Here is a 22816-nt window from a genome sequence, read left to right on the forward strand (position 1 = left end):
AGATAACAATTTGAATAATAGCTCAAAAACCCCTTTTTTTGACCAGGCATTGAAACGCTTAAAAAGGGTATTCCATTTTCCGAATTCCTCGGGTAAATCTCGCCACGGACATCCCGTTCTCATTCGATAAAGTATCCCTTCGAAAGTTAGGTAATGTTCTTCTTTGTAGTAAATGAATCCATGTTGTTGCATCAATACAGCTAGCGTATTCCATAAAGATTTTGATAACATTGTTCTTGGCATGATGAGCTGGAGTAATGGTTTTTTCGCGAAGACAATGATACCAGATCATCATGCTGTTCAAATTCCCCTCACAAAACGTCAACACGCCCTACCCTAATTTATTAAAAATTCTTTATCAAGAACCATGTTGGGTTAGAAAGCTGACAATACTACGATTCGCCGGAGGAAATTCATCAGCAATTAATTCTGATTGTAAAACCCAACGGGAAGGTTGCCCTTCTTTACCAAACGGCTCGTTTTCCCATTCATCGACCAGAAAAAAATCAAGAATGATGCTTCTATCAGGAAAATCATGTTTGATGGTGTCAATTAATTCACAATGCGTTACCGTGATCCCAACTTCTTCCTTTAATTCTCTAATCAATGCTTGTTCAGATGTTTCTCCCTGTTCAAGTTTCCCCCCTGGGAACTCCCAAAAGCCGCCCATATGTGAATCAGCCCTACGCTGAGTAATAAAAATTTCATTATTGCTATTTTTAATGATGCCTGCTGCAATATGCAGATGTTTTTTTTCCATAATCATTTTCTTACAGTGTATTATTCAACTTAACTAACTATCTCTTGCAGATTACATTAGAATGAGTTTAAGCCGCAAATTTGTATTTCATGCAAAGTGTAATCGCTTTTTATTACCAATTACCTCTCAGGAAAAAACAAATCATGTGAAAACAAGCTGTAAACAGTGGCAGAAATTAATTGGCAAATAGATTGAAATGACTATTTTAAGAATTAAGGAAGCACGGTTTATGCTAAATGATGTTCAATCATTGATCGAAGCACGGCAAATCGCCTATCAATTCTCTGGTGAAACAACACCTCTGTTTTCTGATATCAATATATTTTTAAATGCAGAACAACATGCGTTAGTTGGACGCAATGGTATTGGTAAATCCTGGCTGGCATCAATATTGGCACAGCAGATCCTTCCCACAGAAGGCAGTGTAAGACATTTTTGTGAGGTGGGTTATTTGTCACAAGGCCTAACACCTTTTGCCGGTCATACCGCTGATCTGCTGGGATTAACCAAAATCATGAGAGCCAATGAACGTGTTCTGGCGGGAGTGGGTGACGAAGCAGATTTTGATGCTATGGAAGGAAACTGGGATTGGCAATTTCAAACTGAGTCTTTATTGGCAGAAGGTGAACTCAACCCAAACATATTAAATCAACCTTTTAATTCCTTGAGCGGCGGAGAACAAACACGGATCAGGTTGTTGGCACTGAAACGTCAAGGCGCAGGTTTTATGATTCTGGATGAACCAAGCAATCACCTTGACCGACAAGGCCGCCTGTGGCTGGTTCAATGGCTAAGTGATTTTGCGGGCGGCATTTTACTGGTTACCCATGATACCCAACTATTACAGCATGTATCGGTTATTTACGAACTCAACGGATTAGGGTTATCCCGCAGTATTGGTGGATGGGAAACCTGGTTAGAAAGTAAAGAACAACTACGGCTAGGTGTTCAACGTGAAGTGGATCAAACCAGAAAAAATCTAAAAAAAGCCTTACGTGATAAACAAAAAGATCATGAGCTGGCTAGCAAAAGGCAAAGTCAGGGGAAGCAACGGCGGGAAAATGCCAATCAGGCTACAATCCTTCTTGATCACGCATTAGGACGCTCAGAAGCAACATTATCACGGATAGCAAAACAGAATGAAGAGCGATTGCAACGCAGCTCTTCATTAGTCACAGAAGCCAGAGCAAAACTCGAAATTATCGATCCGCTGTCAATCACTGTTGCGACTCCACAAACAGCAACTTCTCCGTTACTTTATCTTCAGGATGTCATTCTGCCCTTCGGCTCCGGCACTCCCATCAGTTTAACCGTCAATAATGGCGATCGGATCGCTATCACAGGTAAAAATGGCAGCGGAAAATCCACCTTATTAAAGGTAATGACGGGTTCACTGGTTCCGAAACAGGGTATCTGTCGTATCACTCCTTCACACAGTCTGATGGATCAACATTTTTCATTCCTTGATAAAAACCAATCTGCATTGCATAACTTTCAATTACAGTCACCAGGCTGGACAGAAGATCGTTACCGTACTCGGTTGGCACAATTGCGTATTCGCGGTGAGGAAGCCTTGAAACCTGTCGGTTATCTCAGTGGCGGAGAACAACTTAAAGTCGCGCTGGCTTGCCTGTTTTGTGGGCCATATGCTCCTGCCCTGTTGTTATTGGATGAACCCGATAACCATCTGGATATTGAATCACGCGAACTGTTGCAAAAAGCACTACATGGTTATACGGGGGCGATGGTACTTATTTCCCACGACGATAAATTCATTGAAAATGTAGGCAATATGCAGGAACTCATATTATGACAAAACCCTCAAATCTATATCTTAAAAGATAAGATCTAAGGGTTTTCGTTAAATTAACCCGTGCCAATGGTAATTTCCCACTGGCACGGTTTTTTTGCTTATAAACTCAATCTACTTATAAGCGACCGTGGCAATGCTTATATTTTTTACCAGAACCACATGGGCAAGGATCATTGCGTCCAACTTTACGCTCCCCCGTTGCCACTTGGGCCTCGGCTTTTGACATCAACGCGCCTTGTTCAACTTCATGGCTCAAATGTTGTTGTCTTGCCAAACGCTCAGCTTCCTCACGACGCTGCTGTTCAAGCGCCTCAACTTCTTCCGGCATTCTAACCTGCACTTTGCTCAAGGTACTGATCACTTCATATTTCAGTGATTCCAGCATATTGGCAAACATGGCAAAAGATTCGCGTTTGTACTCTTGTTTTGGATCTTTCTGGGCGTAACCACGCAAGTGAATACCTTGGCGTAGGTAATCCATCGCGGCCAGATGCTCTTTCCACAATGTATCCAGGGTTTGCAGCATGATGCCTTTTTCAAAGTTACGCATCATTTCTGCACCGACAATTTCTTCTTTTTGCTTATAAACTTCTATCGCCTTCTCAAGAATACGTTCACGTAATGTTTCTTCGTGCAATTCAGGCTCTTTATCCAACCACTCTTTAACTGGCAGGTTCAAATCGAAATCGTTGCTTAAACGTTCTTGCAACCCTTCAACATCCCACATTTCTTCCAGTGATTGCGGTGGAATGTAAGCATCAATTGTTGTCTTAAAGACATCTTCGCGGATGCTGGTGATGGTTTCGCTAACATCACTCACATCAAGCAAGTCGTTACGTTGAGCATAAATTGCCCGGCGCTGATCGTTGGCAACATCATCATATTCCAACAACTGCTTACGGATATCAAAGTTACGGCTCTCAACTTTACGCTGAGCATTCGCAATCGCTTTAGTCACCCATGGGTGCTCAATGGCTTCCCCTGGCTGCATACCAAGTTTACGCATCATGCCGGTCACTCGATCGGAAGCAAAAATACGCATCAAGGAGTCTTCCATTGAGAGGTAGAAACGTGAAGAACCCGCATCACCCTGACGTCCCGCACGACCACGTAATTGGTTATCAATACGGCGTGATTCATGACGTTCTGTACCGACAATATGTAAGCCACCTGCGGCCAATACCGCATCATGGCGCTCTTGCCATTCTGCCTTGATTTTCTCGATTTGTGCTTCAGTTGGCGCTTCCAATTTAGCGATGTCCGCCTGCCAACTTCCTCCCAACATGATATCTGTACCACGTCCCGCCATGTTGGTTGCAATCGTCACGGTTCCAGCCTGACCCGCCTGCGCGATGATGTCAGCTTCCATTGCATGGAATTTTGCGTTCAAGACGTTATGTACAATGCCCGCTTTCGTTAATGCGTTAGACACCAATTCCGATTTCTCAATTGAGATTGTCCCCACTAAAACAGGCTGACCACTGCTTGTCCGCGCTCTGATGTCTTCAATGATCGCCTCAATTTTTTCCGCTTCTGTCATATAGACCAGATCCGAGAGATCCTGACGAACCATTGGGCGATTAGTTGGAATGACAATGGTATCTAGTTTATAAATGGATCTGAATTCAAAGGCTTCTGTATCGGCGGTTCCTGTCATCCCTGCCAATTTTTCGTATATACGGAAATAGTTCTGGAATGTGATTGAAGCCAGCGTCTGGTTTTCATTCTGAATCTCGACACTTTCTTTCGCTTCCACAGCCTGGTGCAAGCCATCAGACCAACGACGTCCTTGCATAGTACGACCGGTATGTTCATCAACGATGATGACCTCGCCTTCTTTAACGATATAGTCAACATCACGGGTAAACAGGGCATGAGCGCGCAGAGCGGCTGTCACATGGTGCATCAGCATGATATTGGTCGGTGAATATAAGGATTCGCCTTCATCCATCAATTTGGCATCCACCAATAACTCTTCAATTAATACCAGGCCACGCTCTGTCAGGTTGACTTGACGGGTTTTTTCATCAACAGAGAAATGTCCTTCCCCTTGGAAGGTATCTGAATCCTCTTTTTCCTGACGAACCAGTTTCGGGATCAGCTTATCTACTTTGATATAAAGCTCAGAGCTGTCTTCCGCAGGTCCTGAAATAATCAGTGGGGTACGAGCTTCGTCAATCAGAATCGAGTCAACTTCGTCCACCAACGCATAGTGTAATTTGCGTTGGACTCGCTCTTCTGGACTAAATGCCATATTGTCACGCAAATAGTCAAAGCCAAACTCATTGTTAGTACCGTAAGTGATATCCGCAGCATAAGCTTCACGTTTTGCCGGCGCTGGCATACCCGGTAAGTTAATGCCGACACTCAAACCAAGAAATTCAAACAGTGGGCGGTTATTTTCAGCATCGCGCTGTGCCAGATAATCGTTCACGGTCACAATATGAACGCCTTTGCCACTAAGGGCATTCAGATAAGCTGGTAATGTTGCGGTTAATGTCTTACCTTCACCAGTACGCATCTCTGCTATGCAGCGTTCATTCAAGACCATGCCACCTAACAACTGTACATCAAAGTGGCGCATACCAAATACACGTTTACTGGCTTCACGCACCGTAGCGAACGCTTCTGGCAAAATTTTATCCAGTGATTCACCCTCTTTTAAACGGGCACGAAATTGTTCTGTTTTCGCTTTCAGTTCTTCATCAGAGAGTTTTTCACAGTCCGGCTCCATACAGTTGATTTCATCAACCACTTTGCGCAAACGGCGCAAGGTACGATCATTACGGCTACCAAAAATCTTTGTCAGTAATTTAATCAGCATAATTAGTACATCTCAGATAGGGCTATTGTTGTAGCCAATCAATCATTTTATTAAAAATTGTCTTATTACACTTAGATTGAAATAAGACAGTAGTATTAAAGCAAAAATAGATGATTGAGCGTTGGCCCTGCTCTAATTCCCTGTATTTTAGCGACCCAGAGAGCTGGAGTATGGGTATCAGGAAGCACCACATCTGCCATCGCAACATTTGAGATAATTTCAAATGGGGCAGGTGATTGTGTCAACATAGCATGCAACGTATCCAGCATAAGTCGTTGCATAGATGGAGAAGAAATCCGGGTACTTTCTTTTGCTTCTTCGTACTTGACGGGCTCAACAACCGAAAAAGCAAAAGAAAGTTGGCGGATCACATTACGGACGGCATGTTGCTGCCAGTAATTTAAATAATTAGCTGGTTGACGCTGAACACTTTTTAATTGAAGTAAATGTAATTTAAATAGGTGCTCAAAAGAGGAAAGTGTTTGATGGCGGCAGCCTTGGGCAGATGAAGCATTTGTATGATGCAAGCCTTCTGCCACTCCAGCGAAAACAGTAGGAACACCAATTCCTGTCGCAACTATGCCCAGTAAAAGGTGAGACCAAAAATAACGCCTACCAAATTGTCGCCAAAGATTTAAAATACTCATTAATCCTTCATTAATAAATACTGGAACTGCCCCTATTATGCGAGATAGCCGCCCACAATCACTGGATAAGCTGTTTGAAGACGCGGCAACTGTCGGAAAAAGCCCACTTCAACTCATTCAACAACATGCAATCGCATTATTGAAACTCAACCGAGCCGTTCTCAGTTTGCTTCCTGCACAATTGCACCCGTGGTGCAGGGTTGCCAATTATCGCAAACAAATTCTGGTACTGGAAGCAGGAAATGCCAGTTGGATGACTCGGCTGCGTTATGAAATTCCTGTCTTATTGTCTACATTGAGGAGCGAAATTCTACCATCTTTATCCTCAATCGACATCAGGATTAACCCATCATTAATGGTTAAGTGTGATAATAATGAACAAGGGTTCTCAAAATTATCAACAAAAGTATTCAGTAATGATAATCAGGAATTACCAAAGCGCCAGCTCACTCATGCAAGTGCAAAAACATTAATGATATTGGCTGAAAACAGTCCGGAAAAATTAAAAAGGAAATTGGAACGGTTGGCTGCGCTGGCCGGAGAGGATACCAGTACAGCCAAGAAGAAGCGTTAGCGCTGAATAAAAAACATCAGCGAAAGAAGCGTGACAGATAGCATAACCCATTGGTGCATCATAGGAATGTTCTCAACATTCTTTATCAATACACATGTCAGACATTATGCCAACACCAGCGATGGAGCGCGGAAAGCCAATGGCATTTCTGCTTCATCTTCAAATGTGACAAACTCCCAAGCGCTTTCCTGTGCTAAAACAGTTTGCAGTAGTTTGTTGTTTAATGCGTGACCTGATTTAAACGCAGTAAAGGCACCAATGATATTATATCCACACATAAACAGATCGCCGATGGCATCTAACATTTTATGGCGGACGAACTCATCTTCAAAACGCAAACCATCTTCATTGAGCACGCGGTAGTCATCAACCACAATCGCACAATCAAAGCTGCCACCGAGGCATAAACCTTTAGATTGTAAGTACTCAATATCGCGCATAAATCCGAATGTACGCGCACGACTAATTTGGCGAACAAACGAATCCGCAGAGAAATCGAGGCTATAGCGCTGTGTACTCGCATCAATCGCCGGATGATTAAAGTCGATGGTAAAATCCAGACTGAAACCATGATATGGCGCTAATTCCGCCCATTTATCACCGTCTTCCACACGAACACTTTCTTTCATTCGCACGAATTTCTTCGCTACATTCAGCTCTTCAATACCCGCATCCAATAACAGGAAAATAAACGGGCTAGCGCTGCCATCCATAATCGGGATCTCTGGTGCATTGACTTCAATAACAATATTGTCGATCCCTAAACCTGCCAGCGCTGCGTTCAAATGCTCAACTGTTGAAATACGCACATTATGCTCATTCACCAGACAAGTACAGAGCATAGTATCACGCACAGATTTGGCATCTGCCGGAAAATCAACCGGAGGATTCAAGTCAGTACGACGATAGATGACCCCGGTATTAGCCGGCGCTGGACGCATTGTCAGCGTGACTTTTTTACCGGTGTGCAAACCGACGCCGGTCGCTTGAACAATACGTTTTAGTGTCCTTTGTTTGATCATCGTTTATATCTCGCAATGTTACTTATCCCGCCAATCACTATAATGTATGACTGGCAGGATAGTTTAACACAAAAAGCGGAGAAGCCAATTTTTTAGCAATCAGTCAGCCTGCTTACGCAAAAATGCAGGAATATCCAGATAATCAGGCTCTTTACTCGTATGCGCATTTTGGTCATTAACGACTTTTGCTACCGTCTTATTCTCATCGGGCAATGAAGAGATTCCACCAGAGATTTGCTGGTAACGGCGCTCCATCGCGTTTGTCTGCGGAGCCTTGTTATTGGTCACCAGGGTGATTTCTGGACGTTTGTCCATACCAATACCTGTTGCTACAACGGTTACACGCAGCTCATCATTCATATCTGGATCCAGTGATGTACCGATAACCACCGTTGCATTATCCGAAGCAAATGCACGGATTGTGTTACCGACTGTTTCAAATTCATCCAAACGCAGGTCGAAGCCCGCTGTAATGTTGACCAGAACGCCACGTGCGCCAGAAAGATCAATATCTTCCAGCAATGGGCTGGAGATAGCCATCTCTGCGGCTTCTTCCGCCCGATCTTCACCTTGTGCAATACCTGATCCCATCATGGCGTAACCCATTTCCGACATCACGGTACGAACGTCAGCGAAGTCAACGTTCATCAGACCTGGGCGAGTAATCAGTTCAGCAATACCCTGAACCGCACCTTTCAGAACATCATTGGCTGCACCGAATGCATCCAACAGGGAAATGCCTCGTCCCAGGACTTTCAGTAACTTGTCATTTGGAATAGTGATCAGTGAGTCCACATGCTTGGACAGTTCAGTGATCCCTTGTTCCGCGAAGGCCATACGTTTTTTGCCTTCGAAATTAAATGGCTTAGTGACAACGGCAACGGTCAAGATGCCAAGTTCTTTGGCAATTTCAGCCACAACAGGTGCGGCTCCCGTTCCTGTGCCACCACCCATACCAGCGGCAATAAACACCATATCTGCGCCTTCCAGTGCAGTACGCAGTGATTCGCGGTCTTCTTCCGCAGCAGTACGACCAACCTCAGGGTTCGCACCAGCGCCTAATCCTTTCGTAATGCCGTTGCCAATCTGGATAGTCTGACCAACAGCCGTCTTACGCAGTGCTTGAGCGTCCGTGTTAACCGCAAAGAAGTCAACGCCTTCAATACGCTCACGCACCATGTGCTCCACAGCATTACCGCCGCCGCCGCCGACGCCGATGACTTTAATCACCGCGTCGTTGGTTAATTCCAGTGGTTCAAACATAATTTCTCTCCGTTTTGTGCCTTTATATCGAGGCCGGCAACATTGTTATGGCCTCTGTATAAAAAATCAAAATTCTCTTTTCAGCCAGGTGCTGACTTTCTTAAACCAGCCACTTACTGACGTTCTTTTATCGGCATCAGAATCTCCCCCAAGGTGGGATTCTTTGCCATAATGCAGAAGTCCAACAGCAGTTGAGTAGCAAGGCTCCTGCACATAATCTGTCAATCCAGTGATGTTCAGGGGGTGGCCAATGCGAACCTGGGTATGAAACACCCGCTGAGCACACTCGGCCAGACCATCAATCTGGGCGCCTCCTCCTGTCAGGACAATCCCTGCCGCCAGGTGGTGTTTTACTCCCTGCTGCCGCAATTGCTCCTGCAATCGCAAAATTTCATCGTTCACTAAATTCAGCAGCTCGGTATAACGGGGTTCGATCACTTCAGCCAATGTTTGACGCTGCAAGCTACGAGGAGGGCGTCCTCCCACACTTGGGACTTCGACACTCTCATCCTTGCTCACTATCGAACCCAATGCGCAACCATGACGAACCTTGATGGTTTCAGCATCACTTGGAGGAGTACCAAACGCATAGGCGATATCACTGGTCACCACATTGCCTGCATAAGGAATCACCTTGGTATGGCGCAATGCACCGCCAGTATATACAGCGATATCCATCGTCCCGCCGCCGATGTCAACGACACAGACCCCCAATTCACGTTCATCTTCTGTTAACACAGCATAACTTGCTGCCAGTCCTGCAAAAATAAGTTGATCAACTTTCAACCCACAACGTTCTACAGCTTTTACGATGTTTTTCGCCATGTCGTTATGGCAGGTAATCAAGTGGACTTTCGCCTGCATACGCACGCCAGAGAGTCCAACCGGATTTTTGATCCCTTCCTGATAGTCAATCGCGTATTCCTGTGGGATCACATGCAAAATACGGTGTTCATCACGAACACGAACTGACTTAGCGGTATGGACAACACTGTCCACATCATCCTGAGTGACTTCTTCTTCCGAAACCGGCACCATGCCAATTTCGTTTTGGCAACTGATATGCTTGCCGGAAAGTGCCAGATAAACTGAAGATATCTGGCAATCCGCCATGAGTTCAGCCTGATCAATAGCACGCTGTACGCACTTGACAACCGATTCAAGATCGTTGACACCGCCTTTGTCCATGCCGCGGGATGGGCAACTTCCTACGCCGATAATATTGACCATACCATCGGGCAGAATTTCACCAACCAAGGCAGACACCTTTGCTGTACCAATTTCAAGGCCAACTACCAATTTTCTGTCCGTTGATTTGATCATCGTTATTCTGCCTGTTTCTGTATTATTACCAGTCACTGTTTTTTTTCTTGCCCGTTCATTAAAACTGGCGTATCAGTTAATAAAGGAGCCCAACCTACCGCAGCACCACTGTCATAACGTAAGTCAACATAAGCCACACGTTTTTCAGTGTTTCTCAACAACACCGGATAAAGTTCAACAAAACGTTTCATTCGTTCCATTTTATCTCGATTTCCTAGCTCTAAACGGATATCGTTATCCAATATCAGTTGCCAGGAGTTACGCGCTGTCATGATCACTGCCTTAAGTTTCATCTGGTGTTTTTCAAGAAAAGCTGCCATTGTGTGGTATTCACTCAATGCGTCCTCTTCTTTGCCTTCCGGTCCATACAACATCGGATACTGCCCATTTGCACTGCGCTCTATAGGTAAGCTAAATACCCGACCTTCAGCATCTAACAATTGGGTATCATTCCAGCGCGCATAAGGCACGTATTCTACCAGATGTATTTTAAGTTCATCAGGCCATTGTTTCCGAACAGTGACCTGCCGGATCCACGGCAGTTGTTCAATCTTTTCCTGAATGACGTTGACATCCTGAGTCATAAATGTTCCGGGAGATCCCAGAAACAAAATAGCCTGCCTTACATCATCATTTGTGGTGTAATGGCGTTCACCAGTCAGTACCAGCTTTGAGAGCGGTAATCTGCTAGGATCTTTCATCCAGTCCAGCGTCATCCAGCCTCCCCATATGATGGTACTGACTACCATCAAGAAGAAGGCAATCCCTGCCAGATAGTAACCATTACTGGGACGAGATCCCTGCGCTTCCCCCCCCTGCTCCCGGCTATTTCGGGCTGCCTGCGACATATTAATCAGCCAGCTCCAAAATTCTCGCTACGAGTTGAGAAAAACTTAATCCAGCCTGACGCGCAGCGGTTGGCACAAGGCTATGGCTGGTCATGCCAGGGGAAGTATTCGCTTCCAATAGATAGAAATTACCATTCCCATCATCCATGATATCGACTCGCCCCCAACCATGACATCCCAGCGCCTTATATGCTTTTAAGGCGATATCTAATAGCTCTTGCTCTCTTTCCGCACTCAAGCCGCTTGGACAAAAATATTGCGTTTGGTTGGAAATATATTTCGCATCGTAATCATAAAAGGTGTTTGAAGCCTGAATACGGATAGAAGGAAGCGCCTCATCACCCAAAAATCCGACGGTATATTCAGGGCCAAACAGCCATTTTTCAACCAATACGTCAGTATCGTATTTAAATGCCAGCTCCAAGGCGTCACGCAATTCAGCATATTCATTCACCTTGGTCATCCCTACACTGGAGCCTTCCAGATTCGGTTTAATCATTAATGGCAAACCTAATTCTTGAACATACTCTTTGAGTTGAAAATCATTAACTTGTTCAAATTTTAGAGAATTAATTACGACATAAGGTGAAATAGGCAGTTTTGCTCCCTGCCAGAGTTGTTTTGTGCGCAATTTGTCCATTGACAAGGCAGATGCCATTACTCCGCTGCCGGTATAAGGAATTTGCAAAAATTCCAGCAAACCTTGCAACGTACCATCTTCACCACCGCGACCATGCAGTGCGATAAAGACTTTATTGAATCCTTCCTCTTTGAGTTTAGTCACATCAAAGTCTTTTGTATCAACTGAATAAGCATTAATGCCCGCTTCTTTCAGCCCTGCCACAACCGCATGTCCTGATTGCAATGACACTTCGCGTTCAGCGGAAGTTCCGCCCAACAGAACAGCAACTTTATCAACCATGATGTCCTCCCTCATAAAAAGATGGCTGCAATTTTGTTTCAGCCAAATTGCGCGCTATTTTACCGATATTACCGGCACCCTGTACCAAAACTAAGTCATTGTTTTCTATTACCTGTGACAGGATGATTGAAACTTGTTCAGGTTCTGATACAAAAATCGGCTCCAACTTGCCACGACTGCGGATAGTACGGCATAAAGAACGGCTATCCGCGCCTGGGATCGGCGTTTCACCTGCGGCATACACATCCAACATTAATAGAACATCTACCTGACTCAGAACATTGGCAAAATCATCATATAAATCACGCGTTCTTGTATAACGGTGTGGCTGGAATACCATGACAATGCGTTTATCCCCCCAACCCGCTCGTGCCGCTTTAATCGTGGCATCAACTTCTGTTGGGTGATGGCCATAATCATCGACCAACATCACGCTACCTTCTTTGCCATTGATATGTTTAAGCGGAAAATTCCCCAGAAAATCAAAGCGGCGTCCAGTTCCCTGAAACTCGGCCAGAGAAGCCAGAATAGCAGTATCATCAATGCCTTCTTCTGTTGCCACTGCAACCGCGGCAGTTGCATTCAGCGCATTGTGGCGGCCAGGGGCATTTAACACGACATGTAAATCCGGCAAATCCAATCGGCTGATAGTGAAAAATCCCTGAGCGCCTTTTTGCTCATAATGGGTAATACGGACGTCTGCTTCCGCACTGAAACCATAGGTCGTGATATAACGCCCAATGCGGGGAATCAGCTCTTTCACGACAGGGTCGTCAATACACATAATCGCACGCCCATAAAATGGCAGGTTATGCAGGAAGTTAACGAATGTTTGCTTTAAGTTTTCAAAGTCCCCTTGGTAAGTATCCATGTGGTCGGCTTCAATATTGGTGACAACCGCCATCATGGGCTGCAAGTGCAAGAATGAAGCATCACTTTCATCTGCTTCTGCAATCAGATAGCGGCTGCTACCTAATCGAGCATGTGTACCTGCCGCTTTGACCAACCCACCATTCACAAATGTAGGATCAAGGCCTGCCTGTGCATAAATGCCAGCAATCATTGCCGTCGTCGTGGTTTTTCCATGCGTTCCCGCAATAGCGATACCGTGGCGATAACGCATCAGTTCTGCCAGCATTTCCGCACGGCGGATAACGGGTATCCTCGCTTCACGTGCAGCCACAATTTCGGGGTTTTCTGCCGAAATAGCCGTGGATGCTACGACTACGCTAGCGTCCCGCACATTTTCTGGACGGTGATTAAAATAAATAGTTGCACCCAGTGCAATCAATTGCTGTGTGACAGAATTGGGTGCCAGATCAGAACCACTTATCTGATAACCTTCATTAGCCAACACCTCGGCGATACCACCCATGCCAGCACCACCGATGCCAACAAAGTGGATATGCCTGACTTTTCTCATTTCAGGCACTGAAGCTCTTAATTTCGCCAACTGTTGTGTATTCACGTTTTAATCTTCACTCGTTATGTTTACATCACCGTTCTACCTGGAACGGTATTAATGATTCTCTACAGCATCAATCAATGCTGCTGCTACACGCTCAGTTGCATTAATAATGGCTACTGAGCGTGCTTTTTCTGCCATTTCCAGCAATTGTGGACGTTGCCACTGAGTTAATAGACCTACGACAGCATCAACTGTAAATTCGGGCTGTTCGAGTATCTTTGCGGCACCCGCTTTTTCCAGAGGCAAGGCATTCCAATATTGCTGGCGATCTTTATGCTGGAAAGGAACAAAAATCGCCGGTAAGCCTGCGGCGGAAACTTCACTCACCGTAAGTGCACCGGAACGGCATACGACAATATCAGCCCATGCATAAGCATGCGCCATATCATCAATAAATTCAGTCACTTTGAATTCAGATTTAACTGAATTTTCATATTGTTTCTGCGTCTCTTCTCTGGCGCCCTTGCCTGCCTGATGCCATAAAGTGATTTTATCGCCCAAGCGGGCAGCTACTTCTGGCATAGTTTGGTTCAGGATCCTGGCGCCTTGACTACCGCCAACGACTAGCACCCGAACAGCTCCTACACGCCCAGCCAAACGCTGCATGGGTTCTGGCAGTGCCAATACATCTTCCCTTACGGGATTACCAACAACCGGCACGCCAGGGAATGCGCCTGGAAATGCCTGTAAAACTGTTTTGGCAATTTTGGCTAACCAACGATTAGTCAATCCCGCAATGCCATTTTGCTCATGCAATACTACCGGAATGCCACACAACCATGCCGCGATCCCACCTGGCCCAGAGACATATCCTCCCATTCCCAGCACAACATCGGGCTGATAACGGCGCATAATGGCTTTTGCCTGTCGAATAGCCTTAAAAATTCTCATTGGGGCTGCAAGTAACGCTTTAATTCCCTTGCCCCGCAAACCTGAAATCTGAATAAATTCGATATCAATGCCATGTTTCGGAACTAAATCAGCTTCCATGCGATCCGCAGTTCCCAACCAGCGAATATCCCACCCCAGCTCTTTTAAATGGTGGGCAACGGCCAGTCCTGGGAACACATGCCCCCCCGTACCACCAGCCATCACCATCAAACGCCGGTTTTTGCCACTCATTTAGGGCTCCTTACAAACGCCTGTGCTTTTGCCAGACGGACTTCATAATCAATTCGCAATAACAAGACGATGGCCGTTGACATCACGATCAAACTAGAGCCACCGTAACTGACTAAAGGTAATGTTAATCCCTTCGTTGGCAACATACCTGCCGCCGCACCAACGTTAATGAACGCCTGAAAGCTGAACCATATGCCGATTGCACAAGCTAAAAAACCAGAAAATCGTTGATTAAGCTGCAATGCCCGACGGCCGATCATCATGGCGCGGAAAGCGACGAAGAATACCATTGCCAACACTAAAACCACACCGAAATAACCCAATTCTTCGGCCAGAATGGAGAAAATAAAATCAGTATGGGCTTCCGGCAGGTATTCAAGTTTCTGGACTGAATTTCCCAGTCCTTGCCCAAAGAAATCGCCACGACCAAATGCCATTAACGATTGGGTTAACTGATAACCACTGCCAAAAGGATCTTCCCACGGATTCAGGAAAGAGGTCACCCTGCGTATACGATAAGGTTCAGCAACAATCAGTACGCACACGGCAAATATTCCGCAGCCAATAATGGCAAGAAACTGCCACAATTTCGCGCCTGCCAGAAACAGTAGAGCCAATGTCGTCACAAATAACACAACCACGGTCCCCAAATCGGGCTGTGCCAACAACAAAATTGCCAATGCAACCATGACACCCATCGGTTTGAAAAATCCCCAGAAGTTGTTTCTGACTTCCTCAACTTTTCTAACCAGATAGCTGGAGAGATAACAAAAGAGTGATAGTTTCGATAATTCTGCCGGCTGAATGCGTAATGGGCCAATCGCTACCCAACGTGATGCCCCATTAACTGAACTCCCCACAAACAGCACCACAACCAGCATCATGATTGTGACTAATAACATGGCATTGCTGTAACGCAGCCAGAAGTTCATCGGAATACGCAGCGTAATCAGGGACAGGAAAAAACACAGCGACAAATAAATGGCATCACGTCGTGCAAAGATAAAGGGATCCTGGGCAAGACGTTGACCAACAGGCATTGATGCCGACGTTACCATGACAAAGCCAATCACAGCCAACCCTAATATCATCCAGACCAGGGTACGATCATACATAACGGTATCTGTGGCATCGGCCTCCACATTTCCCGCCAACCAAGTTTTAAATTTACCAAGGCCTGGAATGGTCATCAGCCTAACTCCTCTGCCAAACGAGCAAATTCATGACCACGATGTTCAAAGCTGTTGAACTGATCGAAGCTGGCACAAGCGGGTGACAGTAATACCATGTCGCCAGAAACCAGCTTGGGTGCAATTTCTCTCATCGCCTGTTCCATTGTTTCCGTCAGTGTTGCAATTTCCGGGCGCAATTGTGCTAATTGTTCCCCGTCACGACCAAAACAGTAAAGACGAACATGTTCCCCCGATATATAAGGTTTCAGTGGGGTAAAATCCGCCGCTTTTCCATCTCCTCCCAATAAAAGATAGAGTGTCCCTTCCAGCTTCAATCCACTCAGTGCCGCTTGGGTGCTGCCAACATTGGTTGCCTTAGAATCATTCACCCAACGAATTCTGTTCCTCATGTGGATCACCTGAAAACGGTGTTCCAGCCCGGAATAAGTCCGTAACGCCTGAAGGCTGGCCACACGAGGAATGCCTATAGCGTCCGCCAGTGCTAACGCTGCCAATCCATTGGCATAGTTATGTTGTCCAGCCAACTGCATTTCACGTGTTGCCAACACAGGATGTTGATTAACCATCAGTTGTTGGTGTTCACTATCAAGCTGATAATCACCATTATCCACACCAAAACTGATACAACGGCTGTCTTTGCCTGTTTCTGGTAATGTCAGAGCATCCTGTTCATTAACCACACAAATTTTCGCTTGATGGTAAATACGCAACTTTGCTGCACGATACTGTGCCAACCCTTCGGGATAACGAACCATGTGGTCTTCGGTCACATTCAGTACCGTCGCTGCTGCGGCTTTCAGACTGTAAGTGGTTTCAAGCTGGAAACTGGACAGTTCTAGTACATAAAGTTGACAAGGCTGTTTCAGCAATTCCAGTGCAGGGATACCAATGTTGCCCCCCACACCAACCTGCCACCCTGCTTCTTTCGCCATTTCACCAAGTAGGGTGGTTACAGTGCTTTTACCATTTGAACCCGTGATGGCGACGATTGGCGCCGTCGCTTCGCGGCAAAACAGCTCAATATCACCGATAATCTCAACTCCAGCATCAGCCGCCGCTTGCAATTCAGGCGTTGCCAGCGCAAGACCTGGGCTGGCAACGATTAAATCGGCATCTATCAACCATTGTTTGTTCAGGCTGCCGGTGTGACATTCGACACTATCAGGCAGCTTATCGCTGCCTGGTGGCACTATACGGGTATCCATCACACGCGGTGTCACGCCACGTGTAATGAAAAAGTCAACGCAAGACAGACCGGTCAGCCCTAAGCCAACGATGACGACTTTTTTACCCTTATATTCTGTCATGAGACGCTCAGCCATGATTAACGTACCTTCAGCGTTGCCAGACCAATCAACACCAACATCAAAGAAATAATCCAAAAGCGCACGATAACGCGTGGTTCTGGCCAACCTTTCAATTCATAGTGATGGTGAATCGGTGCCATACGGAAAATACGCTGTCCACGCAGTTTGAATGAACCAACCTGCAAGATGACAGACAACGTTTCCACCACAAAAACACCGCCCATGATGATCAGCAGGAACTCCTGGCGCAGCAATACGGCAATGGTTCCCAATGCCCCGCCCAGAGCCAATGAACCGACATCTCCCATAAACACTTGCGCCGGATAAGTGTTAAACCACAAGAAACCCAGCCCAGCACCGACAATCGCAGTACAGACAATCACCAGCTCACCCGCGTGGCTCAAATAAGGGATATGCAGGTAGTTAGCAAAATTCACGTTACCTGTTGCCCATGCCACCAAGGCAAAACCTGCTGCAACCAGTACTGTTGGCATAATGGCAAGGCCATCCAATCCATCAGTCAGGTTTACCGCATTACTGGTTCCTACAATCACAAAATAAGTCAGCAGAATGTAAAGCAAACCCAGTTGCGGCATAACCTCTTTGAAGAATGGCACGACTAATTGGGTTGCAGATGTCTCTTTGCCGATGCTGTACATAACAAATGCGACACCCAGAGCAATAACGGACTGCCAGAAATATTTCCAACGAGCAATTAGCCCTTTGGTGTCTTTACGCACCACTTTGCGGTAATCATCGACAAATCCCACAACGCCATAACCGACTAAAACAAGCAAAACACACCAGACATAGGGATTATCCAAACGCGTCCACAGCAACACAGAGATCGTGATGGAGAACAAAATCAACAATCCTCCCATTGTCGGTGTCCCACGCTTACTAAAATGGGACTCAGGACCGTTATCGCGTACCACCTGGCCTATTTGCAATTTTTGCAGATAAACGATTAATCTTGGTCCCATCCATAGCGCGATGAATAATGCAGTAAGCAAGCCGACGATGGCTCTGAACGTCAAATATGAGAAGACGTTAAAACCGGTGTGATACTTAACCAGATATTCGGCTAGCCAAATTAACATTGGAAGTTCTCCTTCAGCACGTTCACTACCTCTTCCATTGCGGCACTACGTGAACCTTTAATTAATATGGAAATCATTTCGTGTTGTTCCAATAGAGGAAGCAGCGCTGCAACTAATTCAGTCTTGTTCGCGAAATGCTGCCCCCGACCACTCGCGTCACTAATATGGGCACTGAAAGCCCCCACGCTGAGTACTTTATCTATGTTTGTCGATGCCACGGCTTCGCCCACCTCACGATGGCACTGAGTCGTCTGTTCCCCCAACTCGCCCATATCACCAACAACCATGACTCGATAACCGGACATCTGCGCCAGCACATGCGCCGCTGCTATCATGGAGCCGGGATTCGCGTTATAGGTGTCGTCTAATATCATTTTTCCCTCAGTCAGAGGGACAGGAAATAAACGTCCTGCAACTGCTTGTAATCCCGATAGTCCGCTACGAATATCATCCAACGATGCCCCCACAGAAATTGCCAGCGCACTGGCTGCCAATGCATTGGCAACATTGTGTTTTCCCGGCAATGGCAATGTCAGTTCAACACTCCCAATGGGGCTATGGAGGCAAAAGTGTGTTGCCAATGGTTGTTCTAAAATGTCCGTTGGGTAAAAATCCGCTCCCGTTGTTGATGAAGCGGAAAAACGCCATACCGTTTGTTGATCGCTAATGCTGTGCTGCCAATTTTCCCAATCATTGCTATCCAGATTGATAATGGCGGTTCCGGTCGGAGCAAGGCCGGCAAAGATTTCACCTTTTGCCTTTGCCACCCCCGCCAAAGAGCCGAATCCTTCCAAATGGGCAGAAAAGAGGTTATTAACCAATGCACTTTCAGGACGAGCCATTTCAGTGGTGTAAGATATTTCACCGATATGGTTCGCTCCCAGTTCAATTACAGCAAACTGGTGTTCATCAGTAAGCCTGAACAAAGTTAATGGCACCCCAATGTCATTGTTGAAGTTCCCCGCGGTATACAGGGTATTGCCACACTGACGCAGAATCGCTGCCGTCATCTCTTTGACGGATGTTTTACCTGACGAGCCCGTTAAAGCCACAATGCGGGCTTTACTTTGTTGGCGAACCCAACCCGCCAGTTTTCCCATCGCCAGACGCGTGTCTTTAACTACGACCTGAGGACAATCAATCTCCAGACAACAACTAACCAATAAAGCACCAGCGCCCTGCTGTGCTACATCAGCAGCAAAATCATGAGCGTCGAATTTTTCCCCTTGTAAGGCAATAAACAACCCACCACGCACGATCTTACGGCTATCCGTTTCCACCGCATTAATTGGCAAAGTTTCAGCTTGCTGTTCGGTAACGCGATATAACAAGCCACCGGTCAAGTGTGCTAATTGCTGTAAGGTCAGAGGGATCATGCAATTACCTCCAGCAAACGCGCAACGGTCAGGCGATCTGAGTAATCCAAACGACGATTGCCAACCAATTGATAATCTTCATGACCTTTGCCGGCCACAAGAACCACATCGTCTTCATTTGCCTGCATAATGGCACTGGTGACGGCCTCAACCCGCCCATGAATCGCCGTCGCCTGTCCTGGGTCGATGAATCCTTGTAGGATATCAGCCACAATTGACTGCGGCTCTTCACTGCGAGGATTATCATCAGTGACAATCACACGATCAGCGCCCTGCTCTGCAATGCCCCCCATTAATGGACGCTTGCCTTTGTCGCGATCACCGCCACAACCAAATACACACCAAAGTCGCCCTTTACAGTGCAGGCGAGCCGCAGATAAGGCTTTTTCCAACGCATCAGGCGTGTGGGCATAATCAACCACAACCGTCGGACGACCAGCAGCAGAGAAAACTTCCATACGTCCACAAACGGGCTTCAGGCAAGAAGCCGTCGATAACAGTTTTTCCAGGGGATAGTCCAGGGACAACAAAGTTGTGAGCGCCAATAGTAAGTTACTCACATTAAACGCCCCCATAAGAGGGCTATCGAACGTTCCATTTCCCCAACTGGAATTAAATGTGATGGAAGCCCCTTTGTCGTGATAATGCACCTCACTGGCCGATAACCAACGTCCCGGCCAATTTTCTGGCAAGTTATTTTCCATTGAGACAGCCACTGCATCCGGCAGACGAGACAACCACTTCTGCCCAACAGTATCATCAGCATTAATGATTTTCTGCTTTACATCATGGTCACTGAACAGTCGCCATTTGGCATCTTGGTAATTTTCCATATCACCATGATAATCAAGGTGATCACGGCTTAAATTAGTAAAAATAGCCGCCTGAAATGGCAGTGCTGCGACTCTTCCCTGAACCAAACCATGTGAAGAAACTTCCATCGCAACAAAAGTGGCATTTTTGTTAGCAAGCTGCTGTAAATCAAGCTGAATATCAACCGCAGAGCCAGTCGTATTTTCGCCGGGGACTATCATACCCAGCAAACCATTTCCGACGGTTCCCATCACGGCACTGGTTTCGCCAAGCCCCTGGCTCCATTGTGCCAATAATTGTGTTGTTGTTGTTTTCCCGTTGGTGCCAGTCACACCAATCAATTTCAGTTTATTGCCGGGATGTTGGTAAAACTCGCCGGCCAACTTGGATAATTTGCTATTTAAATTATCCAGATAGATAACAGGCACACCGTGCATTTTCTGCACAGTGCCGTTATCCGCTTTTCCCTTCGCTTCTGCAATCACCGCAGCAACACCTTGAGCGATGGCTTGAGGAATATACTTTCGACCGTCTGTTTGATGCCCTTGAACCGCAACAAACAGATCTCCGGCAGCCGCCTTACGGCTATCCAATGTCATTTCGCGCAGCGGAAGCTCCGGTGTATCAACACCCCACGGAGACAATAAATCGCGCAAATTACGATCTGCCACTTTTATCCTCTTTATTTATTAATCACAAATTCGTTTTTATCGCCTACAGGCAATGCATCTGGTTCAACATTCATGGTACGCAGGACACCACTCATGATTGTGCCGAAGATAGGCGCCGCAACTGCACCGCCATAATATTTGCCTGCTTGTGGATCATTAATGATCACAACCAGTGAAAACCGTGGATTACTCGCCGGTGCAATTCCGGCAGTATAAGAAATATGCTTATTATTGAGATATCTGCCATCCGGCCCGACTTTTCTTGCCGTCCCCGTTTTAACGGCAATGCGATAACCTTTTATCGCTGCCCGTACACCGCCTCCCCCTGGTAATGCCACACTCTCCATCATGTGCACCACGGTCCGCATAACAGTTTCAGGAAACACTCTGGTGCCCGGTACGGGAGGATCGACTTTGGTAATTGACAATGGGCGATAAATGCCCAGACTGCCTATCGTTGCATAGACTCGTGCTAACTGTAACGGCGTTACCATTAGCCCGTAGCCGAAAGAAAAGGTGGCCCTATCAAGATCTGACCACCGTTGTTTATTAGTTGGAAATAAGCCACTACTTTCTCCGACCAGCCCCAAATTGGTCGGTTTTCCCATCCCAAAGCGTGAATAAACATTTACCACCTCTGAGGCAGGCATCGCTAACGCCAGCTTGGAAACACCAACGTTACTCGACTTCTGTAAGATACCGGTGATAGTTAACTCAGGGCGTGGCGCAACATCTTTAATTTCATGCCCCCGCGATCCATACGTTACTCGGTATGGTCTGGTATCTAACACCGTATTCTCTTTGACAATGCCACTATTCAGTGCGCTCATCACCACCAGCGGCTTCACCGTGGAACCAGGCTCAAAAATATCGGTGATGGCACGGTTACGCATCGCATCTTTCGGCGTTCCAGCCAAATTATTGGGGTTATAAGATGGGCTGTTTGCCATCGCCAACACTTCGCCAGTATTGACATCAACCAATACGGCTGAACCTGATTCGGCTTGGTTCAGTGCAACCGCTTTCGTCAATTCGCGATACACCAGCGTCTGAAGGCGCTCATCTATGCTGAGCGTCAAATCGTGAGCAGCCCGGCTATCTGTCGATGAAATATCCTCAATAACACGCCCTGTCCGATCTTTACGAACAGTTCGGCTTCCCGGCATGCCGGTCAGCCAATTATCAAAGCTCTTTTCAACGCCCTCAATACCGGCACCGTCAATATTAGTGACCCCAATAATATGCGCTGTCACCTGCCCTGCCGGATAATAACGGCGGGATTCCTGACGCAAATAGATACCAGGTAGCCTCAATTTCTCGACATAATCGCCGATAGACGTATTCACTTGACGAGCAAGGTAAACAAAACGCCCCTTGGGATATTCGTTAATTTTGCTGGTTAATTGTTCAAGAGGGATGGAAAGGGCATCAGCCAAAGCCTGCCAATGAGTGTCATTTGTGATGCCGCCTCTTTCAAACACTTCTTTAGGGTCTGCCCAGACCGCATCAACAGGCACACTCACTGCCAGTGGACGCCCATTGCGATCATTAATCATGCCTCTGGCAGTCGGGACAGATTGGATACGCAGAGAACGCGAATCACCTTCTTTTACCAAACGATCAGGATTGATGATCTGCAAATAGGCAACACGAATCAAAAGCCCGATTAAAGCAACCCCAATGCCTCCACATAGCAAGGCAAAACGCCAGCTTACAAAACTTGCTTTATCTTCTTGCTTTTTCAACTTTAAAGAGCGTGCAGCTTTCATC

General features: G+C 46.3%; 18 protein-coding genes and 1 pseudogene. 2 read left to right on the plus strand and 17 right to left on the minus strand.

Features of this window, described 5'->3' with window-relative positions; all coding sequences use genetic code 11:
• Positions 1 to 243: transposase (locus Xedl_RS39290; protein WP_143187396.1), on the minus strand; the 243-nt coding region annotated here is incomplete at its 3' end.
• A gap of 115 nt (positions 244 to 358) precedes the next feature.
• Positions 359 to 760 carry an 8-oxo-dGTP diphosphatase MutT gene (gene mutT, locus Xedl_RS39285; protein WP_074023014.1) on the minus strand — a complete coding sequence of 134 codons (402 nt, stop codon included), beginning with the start codon at positions 758 to 760 and terminating at the stop codon, positions 359 to 361.
• Positions 761 to 989: 229 nt separating this feature from the next.
• On the opposite strand from mutT, the gene Xedl_RS39280 reads away from it, so the two are divergent.
• On the plus strand, positions 990 to 2573 hold the full coding sequence (locus Xedl_RS39280; protein ID WP_074023013.1) for an ATP-binding cassette domain-containing protein: 1584 nt from the start codon (positions 990 to 992) through the stop codon (positions 2571 to 2573).
• Positions 2574 to 2688: 115 nt separating this feature from the next.
• On the opposite strand, the gene secA is transcribed toward Xedl_RS39280, so the two are convergent.
• Both secA and secM read right to left on the minus strand, forming a co-directional pair.
• Positions 2689 to 5397 (minus strand): preprotein translocase subunit SecA, encoded by a 2709-nt coding sequence (gene secA, locus Xedl_RS39275; protein WP_074023012.1) that lies wholly within the window; start codon positions 5395 to 5397, stop codon positions 2689 to 2691.
• 95 nt (positions 5398 to 5492) lie between these two features.
• A complete protein-coding gene (secM, locus tag Xedl_RS39270; protein ID WP_074023011.1) occupies positions 5493 to 6044 on the minus strand; it encodes a secA translation cis-regulator SecM in 552 nt (183 codons plus the stop codon).
• Positions 6045 to 6081: 37 nt separating this feature from the next.
• Here secM and Xedl_RS39265 point away from each other — a divergent pair, with 37 nt between their 5' ends.
• Positions 6082 to 6618 (plus strand): DUF721 domain-containing protein, encoded by a 537-nt coding sequence (locus tag Xedl_RS39265; protein ID WP_074023010.1) that lies wholly within the window; start codon positions 6082 to 6084, stop codon positions 6616 to 6618.
• A 104-nt stretch (positions 6619 to 6722) separates the two neighbouring features.
• On the opposite strand, the gene lpxC is transcribed toward Xedl_RS39265, so the two are convergent.
• From lpxC to Xedl_RS39200, 13 genes and pseudogenes are all read right to left on the minus strand, one after another.
• Positions 6723 to 7640, minus strand: a complete 918-nt coding sequence (lpxC, locus tag Xedl_RS39260) for a UDP-3-O-acyl-N-acetylglucosamine deacetylase (protein WP_074023009.1) — start codon at positions 7638 to 7640, stop codon at positions 6723 to 6725.
• Between the two features lie 99 nt (positions 7641 to 7739).
• A complete protein-coding gene (gene ftsZ, locus Xedl_RS39255; RefSeq protein ID WP_074023008.1) occupies positions 7740 to 8903 on the minus strand; it encodes a cell division protein FtsZ in 1164 nt (387 codons plus the stop codon).
• Between the two features lie 66 nt (positions 8904 to 8969).
• Positions 8970 to 10226, minus strand: coding sequence for a cell division protein FtsA (gene ftsA, locus Xedl_RS39250; RefSeq protein ID WP_074023066.1), 1257 nt, complete (start codon positions 10224 to 10226; stop codon positions 8970 to 8972).
• A gap of 32 nt (positions 10227 to 10258) precedes the next feature.
• Positions 10259 to 11074: a cell division protein FtsQ gene (gene ftsQ / locus Xedl_RS39245; protein WP_074023007.1), complete on the minus strand. Its 816-nt coding sequence runs from the start codon at positions 11072 to 11074 to the stop codon at positions 10259 to 10261.
• Position 11075: 1 nt separating this feature from the next.
• Positions 11076 to 11996: a D-alanine--D-alanine ligase gene (locus tag Xedl_RS39240; protein ID WP_074023006.1), complete on the minus strand. Its 921-nt coding sequence runs from the start codon at positions 11994 to 11996 to the stop codon at positions 11076 to 11078.
• Positions 11989 to 13464: a UDP-N-acetylmuramate--L-alanine ligase gene (murC, locus tag Xedl_RS39235; RefSeq protein WP_074023005.1), complete on the minus strand. Its 1476-nt coding sequence runs from the start codon at positions 13462 to 13464 to the stop codon at positions 11989 to 11991. Before murC ends, Xedl_RS39240 begins: the two co-directional genes overlap by 8 nt.
• 51 nt (positions 13465 to 13515) lie before the next feature.
• Positions 13516 to 14586 (minus strand): undecaprenyldiphospho-muramoylpentapeptide beta-N-acetylglucosaminyltransferase, encoded by a 1071-nt coding sequence (murG, locus tag Xedl_RS39230; RefSeq protein ID WP_074023004.1) that lies wholly within the window; start codon positions 14584 to 14586, stop codon positions 13516 to 13518.
• Complete coding sequence (gene ftsW, locus Xedl_RS39225; RefSeq protein ID WP_074023003.1) at positions 14583 to 15776, minus strand: cell division protein FtsW; 1194 nt, start codon at positions 15774 to 15776, stop codon at positions 14583 to 14585. The genes murG and ftsW overlap by 4 nt, the downstream gene beginning before the upstream one ends.
• Positions 15776 to 17086, minus strand: a complete 1311-nt coding sequence (gene murD, locus Xedl_RS39220; protein ID WP_074023065.1) for a UDP-N-acetylmuramoyl-L-alanine--D-glutamate ligase — start codon at positions 17084 to 17086, stop codon at positions 15776 to 15778. The genes ftsW and murD overlap by 1 nt, the downstream gene beginning before the upstream one ends.
• Before the next feature lie 17 nt (positions 17087 to 17103).
• Entirely contained in the window at positions 17104 to 18186 is a 1083-nt protein-coding gene (gene mraY, locus Xedl_RS39215; RefSeq protein ID WP_074023002.1) for a phospho-N-acetylmuramoyl-pentapeptide-transferase, read from the minus strand.
• A complete protein-coding gene (murF, locus tag Xedl_RS39210; RefSeq protein ID WP_074023001.1) occupies positions 18180 to 19562 on the minus strand; it encodes a UDP-N-acetylmuramoyl-tripeptide--D-alanyl-D-alanine ligase in 1383 nt (460 codons plus the stop codon). The genes mraY and murF overlap by 7 nt, the downstream gene beginning before the upstream one ends.
• Positions 19559 to 21046 (minus strand): UDP-N-acetylmuramoyl-L-alanyl-D-glutamate--2,6-diaminopimelate ligase, encoded by a 1488-nt coding sequence (murE, locus tag Xedl_RS39205; protein WP_074023000.1) that lies wholly within the window; start codon positions 21044 to 21046, stop codon positions 19559 to 19561. Before murE ends, murF begins: the two co-directional genes overlap by 4 nt.
• Positions 21033 to 22815: pseudogene (locus Xedl_RS39200) on the minus strand (peptidoglycan glycosyltransferase FtsI). Before Xedl_RS39200 ends, murE begins: the two are co-directional and overlap by 14 nt.
• Position 22816 lies beyond the last annotated feature (1 nt).

Source organism: Xenorhabdus eapokensis (assembly GCF_001908105.1).

Excerpts from the sequence above, each read along its gene's own strand:
- mutT (WP_074023014.1), bottom strand. The coding sequence starts at position 760 with ATGGAAAAAAAACATCTGCATATTGCAGCAGGCATCATTAAAAATAGC.
- Xedl_RS39280 (WP_074023013.1), top strand. The coding sequence starts at position 990 with ATGCTAAATGATGTTCAATCATTGATCGAAGCACGGCAAATCGCCTAT.
- secA (WP_074023012.1), bottom strand. The coding sequence starts at position 5,397 with ATGCTGATTAAATTACTGACAAAGATTTTTGGTAGCCGTAATGATCGT.
- secM (WP_074023011.1), bottom strand. The coding sequence starts at position 6,044 with ATGAGTATTTTAAATCTTTGGCGACAATTTGGTAGGCGTTATTTTTGG.
- Xedl_RS39265 (WP_074023010.1), top strand. The coding sequence starts at position 6,082 with ATGCGAGATAGCCGCCCACAATCACTGGATAAGCTGTTTGAAGACGCG.
- lpxC (WP_074023009.1), bottom strand. The coding sequence starts at position 7,640 with ATGATCAAACAAAGGACACTAAAACGTATTGTTCAAGCGACCGGCGTC.
- ftsZ (WP_074023008.1), bottom strand. The coding sequence starts at position 8,903 with ATGTTTGAACCACTGGAATTAACCAACGACGCGGTGATTAAAGTCATC.
- ftsA (WP_074023066.1), bottom strand. The coding sequence starts at position 10,226 with ATGATCAAATCAACGGACAGAAAATTGGTAGTTGGCCTTGAAATTGGT.
- ftsQ (WP_074023007.1), bottom strand. The coding sequence starts at position 11,074 with ATGTCGCAGGCAGCCCGAAATAGCCGGGAGCAGGGGGGGGAAGCGCAG.
- Xedl_RS39240 (WP_074023006.1), bottom strand. The coding sequence starts at position 11,996 with ATGGTTGATAAAGTTGCTGTTCTGTTGGGCGGAACTTCCGCTGAACGC.
- murG (WP_074023004.1), bottom strand. The coding sequence starts at position 14,586 with ATGAGTGGCAAAAACCGGCGTTTGATGGTGATGGCTGGTGGTACGGGG.
- ftsW (WP_074023003.1), bottom strand. The coding sequence starts at position 15,776 with ATGACCATTCCAGGCCTTGGTAAATTTAAAACTTGGTTGGCGGGAAAT.
- murD (WP_074023065.1), bottom strand. The coding sequence starts at position 17,086 with ATGACAGAATATAAGGGTAAAAAAGTCGTCATCGTTGGCTTAGGGCTG.
- mraY (WP_074023002.1), bottom strand. The coding sequence starts at position 18,186 with ATGTTAATTTGGCTAGCCGAATATCTGGTTAAGTATCACACCGGTTTT.
- murF (WP_074023001.1), bottom strand. The coding sequence starts at position 19,562 with ATGATCCCTCTGACCTTACAGCAATTAGCACACTTGACCGGTGGCTTG.